The following is a 10,366-nucleotide window of genomic DNA, read 5'->3' as shown; positions in this document are numbered from 1 at the left end:
TCAATCTGAGCCATGATCAAACTCTTCAATTTAAGTTTGATGCTCGTGAATTAAACTTCGTAATGAATTACGTATGTTCACTCAGAGACTTGGTATTCATTTTTCGTCCGAGGACGTTAAGAATCCATGTCACTTTGAGTGCCCACACAGATTGTCTGATAAATTGTTAAAGAGCAGTTGCGACGCGCTTTAGCGCTCTGTCGCGAGGTGGCGTATATTACGCTTTCCTCTTTCAGAGTCAACCCTGAATTTCAGGATTTTTCTCTTCAACCGAACTGGCTGTTTGTGTGAAGTGATTCACATCTGCCGTGTCAGTGGGAGCGCATTATAGGGAGTTCGCCGGAAGTAGCAAGCGTTAAAATAGAAAAATCTTATCGACCGCTCATTATTTGAACTTTTCGCTTATTCATCCTGTTACCATTAAAGCCACCATCCCAGTGTTCATGCGGCCTGCAGCGCAGTTTACGCCAGGATCGGTTTTTGGCAAAAATGTGATTTTTCTCTCTTACCCAACGCCATTATCGCGCCGATGGTGAATTAAGCACCACTCTTGACCCACGACAAAGCGCCCACCTGGCCCCCGTTTCTATAATCAGGCCCGTTTCTTCTTACTGGTAATAATCGATGGCTTATCAACTCAACATTAACTGGCCCGAGTTTTTAGAAAAATACTGGCAGAAACAGCCGGTGGTATTAAAAAACGCGTTTCCGGACTTCGTCGACCCGATTACCCCGGACGAGCTGGCCGGATTAGCCATGGAGCCGGAAGTCGACAGCCGACTGGTCAGCCTGACCAACGGCAAATGGCAGGCCAGCAATGGTCCTTTTGAACATTTCGACGGGCTGGGCGAAACCGGCTGGTCGCTGCTGGCCCAGGCGGTAAACCACTGGCATATGCCCGCCGCCGAGCTGGTGCGCCCGTTCCGCGTACTGCCGGACTGGCGTCTGGACGACCTGATGATCTCCTTCTCCGTCCCCGGCGGCGGCGTCGGCCCGCATATCGATCAGTATGACGTCTTTATTATTCAGGGCATGGGCAGCCGCCGCTGGCGCGTGGGCGATAAGCTGCCGATGCGTCAGTTCTGCCCGCATCCGGCACTGCTGCACGTCGATCCGTTCCCGCCGATCATTGATGAAGATCTGCAGCCGGGCGATATCCTCTATATTCCACCAGGATTCCCGCACGATGGCGTGACCCACGAAACCGCACTGAACTACTCCGTCGGCTTCCGCGGGCCAAACGGTCGCGACCTGATCAGCAGCTTCGCCGACTATGTGCTGGAGAACGATCTTGGCGGCGAGCACTACAGCGATCCGGACCTCACCTGCCGCGAGCATCCGGGCCGGGTTGAGGAGTATGAACTCGAACGTCTGCGCACCATGATGATCGACATGATTCGCCAGCCGGAAGACTTCAAGCAGTGGTTCGGCAGTTTCGTGACCACCCCGCGTCACGAGCTGGATATTGCGCCGGCGGAACCACCGTATGAAGAAGAGGAAGTGGTCGATGCGCTGCTGGGCGGCGAAAAGCTTTCTCGTCTGAGCGGCCTGCGCGTTCTGCATATCGGCGACAGCTTCTTCGTGCATAGCGAACAGCTGGACACCACCGATGCCGAAGCGCTGGATGCGCTGTGCCGCTATACCTCATTAGGTCAGGAGGAGCTCGGCAGCGGCCTGCAGAATCCGGCGTTCGTGAGCGAACTGACGCGGCTGATTAATCAGGGCTACTGGTACTTCGAAGAGTAAGAGAGCGGCAATACTGCGGGCGGCCACCTGGCGCTGCCCGCTGGCTTTCAGCCGTTATTGCGCATATTTCGGCAACACCACAATAAACCGCGTCGAACGCCGATCGGACTGCACCGCCACGCTGCCGTCATGGGCGCTGATAATCGATTTCACAATCGCCAGGCCGATACCGCTGCCCTCGCCTTTGCGCTGGCGCGAGGGGTCGACGCGATAGAAACGGTCAAACAGCCGCGGAAGATGCTCGACGGCAATCGGCGTACCGGGATTCTCCACCACCAGACGGATCGTCTCGGCGCTTTCGCTCAACTGGATGGTCACCGCCTGGCCGGCCGGCGTGTAGCGGATCGCATTCGACAGCAGGTTGCTGATCGCTCGCCGCAGCATCAGCGGATCGCCCGTCACCCGGCAGTGGCTGCCGACAAAGCGCAGCGCCACCGCCTTCTCTTCCGCCCACGCTTCAAAGAACTCAAACACCTTATGCACTTCATCAGCCAGATCCAGCGCCTGTTGCTCAGGGATCAGCTGGTTATTATCCGCCTGGGCGAGGAACAGCATATCGCTGACCATCCGTGACATCCGCGAGAACTCTTCAAGATTGGAATAGAGCACCTCTTCCAGCTCCTGCTGGCTGCGGCTCTGGCTTAAGGCGATTTCAGTTTGCGTCACCAGGTTAGTAATCGGCGTGCGGATTTCATGGGCGATATCGGCGGAGAAGTTGGACTGGCGGGTAAAGACGTCCTCTATGCGCTCCAGCATATGGTTAAACGACAGCGCCAGCCGTTCCAGCTCGATAGGCACGGCCTGCGGGTCAAGGCGCACGTCGAGATCCCGCGAGGTAATATTCTGGATCTGGCGACTGATCTGGCGGATGGGCTTATGCCCCTGATAGACCACAAACAGCACGATGGCGATGATCAGCAAACTGATTATCGTCGCCGCGGAAATCAGCTTCGCTTTCAGCTCATTAATATAGTGCAGGTGAAAATCGATGGATAAGGCCATCAGCAGGTGGTACGCCGGTTTGCCGTCCGCCTGCTTGCCCAGCGGCAGCATGATCAGCCGCCAGGCGCGGGTCTCCATTGGATGATTATCATGAACCATCTTTCGCGGCTGCGGGTCAGTCCATGAAATCACATTCCCGTCGCGCAGCTGCATCGCCAGCCCCGGCGTACTCAGCATATGGCTGAGATCCGGCCCGTCGGGCGACTGAAACAGAATATTGCCCTGGCCGTCGTCCAGACAGATAAAGACGTTGGCGTAACCCGCAATGATATTCCTCACGATCTCCAGCCGCCGCGCCTGCGGGTAGTCAGCGTGGTCGAGGACCGTCTCCAGCGTGGTGCTGAGCTGCCTGAGATCGTGCACGTCGCGCTCTTCAAAGTGGGCCTTCACCGAATGGATCATGATCCAGGTGAAGGCAAAGAAAGCGATGATGGTGGCGAGGCTAATAAAGAAGGTCAGCCGAGTGGCCAGGGAAAAGGGGCGCTTAGCGGCCATCCGGCACCTCAAGCATATAGCCGACGCCGCGCACGGTCTGGATTAGCTTCGGCTCGAAGTCGTTATCGATTTTGGCACGCAGCCGCTTCACCGCCACGTCGATGGCGTTAGTGTCGCTGTCGAAATTCATATCCCAGACCTGCGAGGCAATTAACGAACGCGGCAGCACCTCGCCCTGATGGCGCAGGAAGAACTCCAGCAGAGTGAATTCCTTACTGGTCAGGGTGATACGCGTCGCGCCGCGCGTCACCTTGCGGCTGACCAAATCGACGCTGAGATCCGCCGCCTGAAACTGGCTTTCGACGATGACCGCCGCTCCACGGCGCAGCAGGGTCCGCACTCGCGCCAGCAGCTCCGCAAAAGCAAATGGCTTCACCAGATAGTCGTCGGCGCCCAGCTCCAGGCCCTTCACCCGATGCTCAATAGTGCCAAGCGCGGTGAGCAATAGAATCGGCATGCCTTTATTAGCGGCGCGCAGCATGCGGACGATATCCCAGCCGTTCACATCCGGCAGCATGATGTCGAGGATCAGCAGATCGTAATCGCTGGTCATTGCCAGGTGATAGCCGTTAAGGCCGTTATCGGCCAGGTCGACGACGAAGCCGGCCTCGGTGAGCCCTTTGGTCAGGTACTCTCCGGTTTTCTTCTCATCTTCGACAATCAAAATCTTCACGGCAGGCTCCTTCACGCGCGTTCTGTGCGGGTATTCAATTTTAGAGGAGCGCCTCCGGATAGCAATGAAATATCAGGAAAATGACAGCTTTGTCATTTTCCTGTCACGCCCTGAACAGAGCCCGCTACGTAAAGTAGCTGCCATGGATAAATCGTCGAAACCGTCTGCCGCCATGCGTTCTATACAGCTACTTACCCTCAGCGTGATATTTGCCTTAACCGGCTGTCTGTCGCTCGCTCCGGACTACCAGCGCCCCGCCGCGCCGGTGCCGCAGCAGTTCTCTCTCAGCCAGAACAAGCTGGTTACCGCGACAGCGGGCTATCAGGAGACCGGCTGGCGCACCTTTTTCGTCGACCCGCAGGTGAAAAGCCTGATTAGCACCGCGCTGGCCAACAACCGCGACCTGCGGATGGCGACGCTGAAAGTGCAGGAAGCTCGCGCCCAGTACCGGGTTACCGACGCCGACCGCTCCCCGCAATTGAACGGTGACGGCAGCACCACCTATGGCGGCAAGCTTAAAGGCGACACCACCACCAGCAGCGATTATGCCGCCGGTCTGAATCTCAGCTATGACCTCGACTTCTTTGGCCGGTTGAAAAATCTCAGCGAGGCCGACCGGCAGAACTTCTTCGCCAGCGAAGAGGCGCGGCGTGCGGTGCATATCCTGTTGATTGCTAACGTTTCACAAAGCTACTTCAACCAGCGGCTGGCGGCAGCGCAGTTGCAGGTGGCCAACGACACCTTACAGAACTATCAGCAGTCTTACGCCTTCGTTGAAAAACAGCTGCTGACCGGGAGCACCACCGTGCTGGCGCTGGAGCAGGCGCGCGGGATGATCGAGAGCACCCGTGCCGATATCGCCAAACGTCAGGGCCAGCTGGCGCAGGCCAATAACGCCCTGCAGCTGCTGCTCGGCAGCTACCAGCATCTGCCGGACGATAGCGCCAGCAGCGCCATCGATCTGCAAGGCGTCACTCTGCCGCCATCGCTCTCCTCAGCGATCCTGTTGCAGCGGCCGGATATTTTAGAGGCCGAACACAGCCTGTTGGCGGCCAACGCCAATATCGGCGCCGCGAGGGCGGCCTTCTTCCCGGCGATCACCCTGACCAGCTCGCTCTCCGGCAGCAGCAGCGAGCTCTCCAGCCTGTTTAACGCCGGCAGCGCGATGTGGAACTTCATCCCCAAAATTGAACTGCCGATTTTCAACGCCGGGCGCAATCAGGCCAACCTCGATCTGGCGGAAATCCGCCAGCAGCAGCAGGTGGTCAACTATGAGCAAAAAATACAGTCCGCCTTTAAAGAGGTGGCCGACGCGCTGGCCCTGCGCCAGAGCCTGGCCGATCAGATTGCCGCCCAGCAGCGCTATCTCGCTTCACTAAATATCACCCTGCAGCGCGCTACTGCGCTCTATCGTCACGGCGCGGTCAGCTACATCGAAGTCCTGAGCGCCCAGCGCGACATTTTTACCACCCGACAAACCCTGCTGGAACTCAACTATTCCCGTCAGGCAAATGAAATCACCCTTTTCACCGCCCTCGGCGGCGGCTGGATGGAATAACCCAAGGAGTCCCGATCATGAATTCACTCTCTAAAGTCGCCCTGTTCACTCTGATTTCTGGCGCGGTGTTCGCCGTCCAGGCCGCCGACCCGCATGCCGGCATGGCGATGCACGAACAACCCGCCGTCACGCAGACGCAAAGCATCAGCGGCAAAGGGGTCATTAAAGCTATTGATATGGATAGCAAAAAAATCACCATCGCCCACGAAGCCATCCCGGCGGTGAACTGGCCGCCGATGACCATGCGCTTCACCATCACCCCGCAGACGCAGCTCAACAATGTGAAGAATGGCGACAGCGTGGACTTCACCTTCGTTCAGCAGGGCAATCTGTCGCTGTTACAGGATATCCGCGCCCAATAACGGCCCGGCGACGGTAGGCCCCCTCAACGACTAAATGGACGACACATGGCATCCCTGACACTGAAAAATACGGCGCTGATCCTCGGCAGCATGGTGATTGGCGGCGCGCTTACCACGGCGCTGTACGCCCGATGGGCACCGACCCACTCTGCCGCTCCGGCGGCCGAGCAGCAGCGTAAAGTGCTGTTCTGGTACGATCCGATGTACCCGAACACCCGCTTCGATAAACCGGGTAAATCGCCGTTTATGGATATGGATCTGGTGCCGAAATACGCCGATGAGGAGCATGCCGCCGCTGGTGCGTCGGGGGTGCGTATCGACCCGACGCAGACCCAGAATCTCGGCGTAAAAACCGCCGCGGTCACCCGCGGGCCGCTGCGCTACGCTCAGACCTTCCCGGCCAACATCAGCTATAACGAGTACCAGTACGTGATTATGCAGGCGCGGGCGGCGGGCTTTATCAATAAAGTCTATCCGCTGACCGTCGGCGACAAGGTGAAACAAGGCACGCCGCTCCTCGAGCTGACCATCCCTGACTGGGTGGAAGCGCAGAGCGAATATCTGTTATTGCAGGAAACTGGGGGCACCGCCACCCAGGTTGAGGGGATCCTCGAACGCCTGCGCCTTGCCGGAATGCCGGATGACGATATCCGCCGCCTGAAAGCCACGCGTAAAATCCAGACCCGCTTTACCCTCAAAGCACCGATCGATGGCGTGATTACCGCCTTCGATCTGCGTGCCGGAATGAACATCGCCAAAGATAATGTGGTGGCGAAAATTCAGGGCATGGATCCGGTGTGGGTCAGCGTGGCGGTGCCGGAATCCATCGCCTGGCTGATTAAAGACGCCTCGCAGTTCACCATTCAGGTTCCCGCCTGGCCAGGAAAAACTTTCAGCATCAGCAAATGGACCCTTCTCCCCAGCGTCGATAGCGCCACCCGCACCCTGCAGCTGCGCCTGCAGGTCAACAACCCGGATGAAGCGCTGAAGCCGGGGATGAATGCCTATCTGCAACTGACCAGTGAAAGCGAACCGATGCTGCTGATCCCGTCAAAAGCGCTGATCGACAGCGGCAGCGAGCAGCGAGTGATTACCGTGGATAACGAGGGGCGCTTCGTGCCGAAACTCGTGCAGGTATTCCATGAATCCGCTGGCGTCACGGCCATTCGCAGCGGGCTGCAGGAGGGTGAGAAAGTCGTCGCCAGCGGCCTGTTCCTGATCGACTCGGAGGCCAATATCGCCGGTGCGCTGGAGCGCATGCGTGCGCAGGCTCCCGGTACCGCGGCCCCTGCCGCCCACGCCCACTGAGGAACGGAACCATGATTGAATGGATTATCCGCCGCTCGGTGGCCAACCGTTTCCTGGTGATGATGGCGGCGCTGTTTCTCAGCATCTGGGGGACCTGGACCATCGTCCATACCCCGGTGGACGCTCTGCCGGACCTCTCCGACGTACAGGTGATCGTCAAAACCAGCTATCCGGGGCAGGCGCCGCAGATCGTCGAAAACCAGGTCACCTGGCCGCTGACCACCACCATGCTGTCAGTCCCCGGCGCGAAAACGGTACGCGGTTTCTCGCAGTTTGGCGACTCTTACGTGTATGTGATTTTTGAAGACGGCACCGATCCTTACTGGGCGCGCTCGCGGGTGCTGGAGTATCTCAACCAGGTGCAGGGCAAACTTCCCGCCGGGGTCAGCGCCGAAATGGGCCCGGACGCCACCGGCGTCGGCTGGGTCTTCGAGTACGCGCTGGTCGACCGCAGCGGCAAGCACGACCTCGCCGAACTGCGCTCCCTGCAGGACTGGTTCTTAAAATATGAGCTGAAAACCATCCCTAACGTCTCGGAAGTGGCGTCGGTGGGCGGCGTGGTCAAGGAGTACCAGATTGTTGTCGACCCGATGAAGCTGACCCAGTACGGCATCAGCCTCGGCGAGGTGAAATCGGCGCTGGATGCGTCTAACCAGGAGGCGGGCGGCTCTTCCGTCGAACTGGCGGAAGCCGAATATATGGTACGCGCCAGCGGCTACCTGCAGACGCTCGACGACTTCAAAAACATCGTGCTGAAAACCGGTGACAACGGTGTGCCGGTCTATCTCGGCGACGTCGCGCGGGTGCAGATCGGCCCGGAAATGCGCCGCGGTATCGCCGAGCTTAACGGCGAAGGCGAAGTGGCCGGCGGCGTGGTGATCCTGCGCTCCGGCAAGAACGCCCGCGAAGTGATCTCGGCGGTCAAAGCGAAGCTGGCGTCGCTGCAAAGCAGCCTGCCGGAAGGGGTTGAAGTGGTCACCACCTACGACCGCAGCCAGCTTATCGACCGCGCCATCGACAACCTCAGCCATAAGCTGCTGGAAGAGTTTATCGTCGTCGCGCTGGTCTGTGCCCTGTTCCTGTGGCACGTACGCTCGGCGCTGGTGGCGATTATTTCGCTGCCGCTCGGCCTGTGCTTCGCCTTTATCATGATGCATTTCCAGGGGCTTAACGCCAACATCATGTCGCTGGGCGGAATCGCCATTGCGGTAGGGGCGATGGTCGATGCCGCCATCGTGATGATTGAGAACGCCCACAAGCGGCTGGAGGAGTGGGAACATCAGCACCCGGGAGAGAAGCTCAGCAACGACATCCGCTGGAAAATCATTACCGAGGCGTCGGTGGAGGTCGGCCCGGCGCTGTTTATCAGCCTGCTGATCATTACCCTGTCGTTTATCCCGATTTTCACCCTCGAAGGCCAGGAGGGCAAACTGTTCGGTCCGCTGGCCTTCACCAAAACCTGGTCGATGGCCGGGGCGGCGCTGCTGGCGATCGTGGTGATCCCGATCCTGATGGGCTTCTGGATCCGCGGCAGGATCCCGGCGGAGAGCAGCAACCCGCTGAACCGCTTTTTGATCCGTATTTACCACCCGCTGCTGCTGAAGGTGCTGCACTGGCCGAAGACCACCCTGCTGATCGCGCTCCTGTCGATCCTGACGGTTGCCTGGCCGCTTAACCGGGTCGGCGGCGAGTTTCTGCCGCAGATCAACGAGGGCGATCTGCTGTATATGCCGTCCACGCTGCCGGGGATCTCCGCTGCGCAGGCGGCGGATATGCTGCAGAAAACCGATAAGCTGATCATGACGGTGCCGGAAGTGGCCCGGGTGTTCGGCAAAACCGGCAAAGCCGAAACCGCTACCGACTCGGCGCCGCTGGAGATGGTAGAGACCACCATTCAGCTTAAGCCACAGGATCAGTGGCGACCGGGGATGACCATGGAGAAGATCGTCGAGGAGCTGGACAAGACCGTGCGCCTGCCGGGGCTGGCGAACCTGTGGGTGCCGCCGATCCGCAACCGCATCGACATGCTCTCCACCGGCATCAAGAGCCCGATTGGCATTAAAGTTTCCGGCACTAATCTGGCCGATATCGACGCCATCGCCGAACAAATTGAAGGGGTGGCGCGCAGCGTGCCGGGAGTCACGTCGGCATTAGCCGAGCGGCTGGTCGGCGGGCGCTACCTCAATATTGATATTCAGCGTGAGAAGGCGGCCCGCTACGGGATGACCGTCGGCGACGTGCAGCTGTTCGTCTCGTCCGCCATCGGCGGCGCGATGGTTGGCGAAACGGTAGAGGGCGTCGAGCGCTACCCGATCAACATCCGCTACCCGCAGAGCTATCGCGACAGCCCGGAGACCCTGCGCCAGCTGCCGATCCTCACGCCGCTGAAGCAGCAGATCGTCCTCGGCGACGTGGCTGAGGTGAAGGTGGTCACCGGACCATCCATGCTGAAGACCGAGAACGCCCGCCCGACCAGTTGGATCTACATCGACGCCCGCGACCGCGACATGGTGTCGGTAGTGCACGATCTGCAGCAGGCCATCGGCAAGGAGGTGAAGCTGAAGCCGGGCATCAGTGTGTCCTACTCCGGGCAGTTTGAGCTGCTGGAGCGCGCCAATCAGAAGCTGAAGCTGATGGTGCCGATGACGCTGATGATTATCTTCGTGCTGCTGTATCTGGCGTTCCGCCGCGTCGGCGAGGCGCTGCTGATTATCACCAGCGTGCCGTTCGCCCTCGTCGGCGGGATCTGGTTTCTCTACTGGATGGGGTTCCATTTATCGGTAGCCACCGGGACCGGCTTTATCGCCCTGGCCGGGGTGGCGGCGGAGTTTGGCGTGGTGATGCTGATGTACCTGCGCCACGCCATCGAGGCGGAGCCATCGCTGGAGAATCCGCAGACCTTCAGCGCCGATAAGCTCGACGAGGCGCTGTACCAGGGCGCGGTGCTGCGCGTGCGGCCGAAGGCGATGACCGTGGCGGTGATTATCGCCGGCCTGTTGCCGATTTTATGGGGCACCGGCGCCGGGTCGGAAGTGATGAGTCGCATCGCCGCGCCGATGATTGGCGGGATGATCACCGCCCCGCTGCTGTCGCTATTTATCATTCCGGCGGCATATAAGCTGATGTGGCTGTCCCGGCATCGGGGCAAGCGTAGCGAATAACCCGCCGCGTTTACGCCGGTCCGGGAAATTGGCTATAGTGGCGCCATTCTTCTGGCCGGCG

At 59.4% G+C, this 10,366-nt stretch carries 7 protein-coding genes; 5 read left to right on the top strand and 2 right to left on the bottom strand.

The window, feature by feature from the left end; genetic code table 11:
- The first annotated feature begins 624 nt into the window (after window positions 1–624).
- A complete protein-coding gene (locus N438_RS23720) occupies window positions 625–1,746 on the top strand; it encodes a cupin domain-containing protein (protein ID WP_012542999.1) in 1,122 nt (373 codons plus the stop codon).
- Window positions 1,747–1,800: 54 nt separating this feature from the next.
- Here N438_RS23720 and N438_RS23715 read toward each other — a convergent pair whose 3' ends face one another.
- A complete protein-coding gene (locus tag N438_RS23715) occupies window positions 1,801–3,243 on the bottom strand; it encodes a Cu(+)/Ag(+) sensor histidine kinase (RefSeq protein ID WP_116696556.1) in 1,443 nt (480 codons plus the stop codon).
- Window positions 3,233–3,916, bottom strand: a complete 684-nt coding sequence (gene cusR / locus N438_RS23710; RefSeq protein ID WP_008807068.1) for a copper response regulator transcription factor CusR — start codon at window positions 3,914–3,916, stop codon at window positions 3,233–3,235. Before cusR ends, N438_RS23715 begins: the two co-directional genes overlap by 11 nt.
- 172 nt (window positions 3,917–4,088) lie before the next feature.
- Between cusR and N438_RS23705 the strand changes: the two genes are divergently transcribed.
- Genes N438_RS23705 through N438_RS23690 form a run of 4 tightly spaced genes read left to right on the top strand, consistent with a single transcriptional unit; the run spans window position 4,089 to window position 10,305 of the window.
- Window positions 4,089–5,474, top strand: coding sequence for an efflux transporter outer membrane subunit (locus N438_RS23705; protein ID WP_116696557.1), 1,386 nt, complete (start codon window positions 4,089–4,091; stop codon window positions 5,472–5,474).
- A 17-nt stretch (window positions 5,475–5,491) separates the two neighbouring features.
- Window positions 5,492–5,836: a cation efflux system protein CusF gene (cusF, locus tag N438_RS23700; protein ID WP_116696555.1), complete on the top strand. Its 345-nt coding sequence runs from the start codon at window positions 5,492–5,494 to the stop codon at window positions 5,834–5,836.
- Between the two features lie 45 nt (window positions 5,837–5,881).
- Window positions 5,882–7,144 (top strand): efflux RND transporter periplasmic adaptor subunit, encoded by a 1,263-nt coding sequence (locus N438_RS23695; RefSeq protein WP_116696554.1) that lies wholly within the window; start codon window positions 5,882–5,884, stop codon window positions 7,142–7,144.
- A gap of 11 nt (window positions 7,145–7,155) precedes the next feature.
- Window positions 7,156–10,305, top strand: coding sequence for a CusA/CzcA family heavy metal efflux RND transporter (locus N438_RS23690; protein ID WP_116696553.1), 3,150 nt, complete (start codon window positions 7,156–7,158; stop codon window positions 10,303–10,305).
- Window positions 10,306–10,366: the final 61 nt, after the last annotated feature.

Origin of the sequence: Klebsiella sp. GL120222-02, from assembly GCF_003097195.1 — a bacterium.
Classification (GTDB): Bacteria; Pseudomonadota; Gammaproteobacteria; order Enterobacterales; family Enterobacteriaceae; genus Klebsiella; species Klebsiella variicola.
This window is presented reverse-complemented; position numbering and strand designations above follow the sequence as displayed.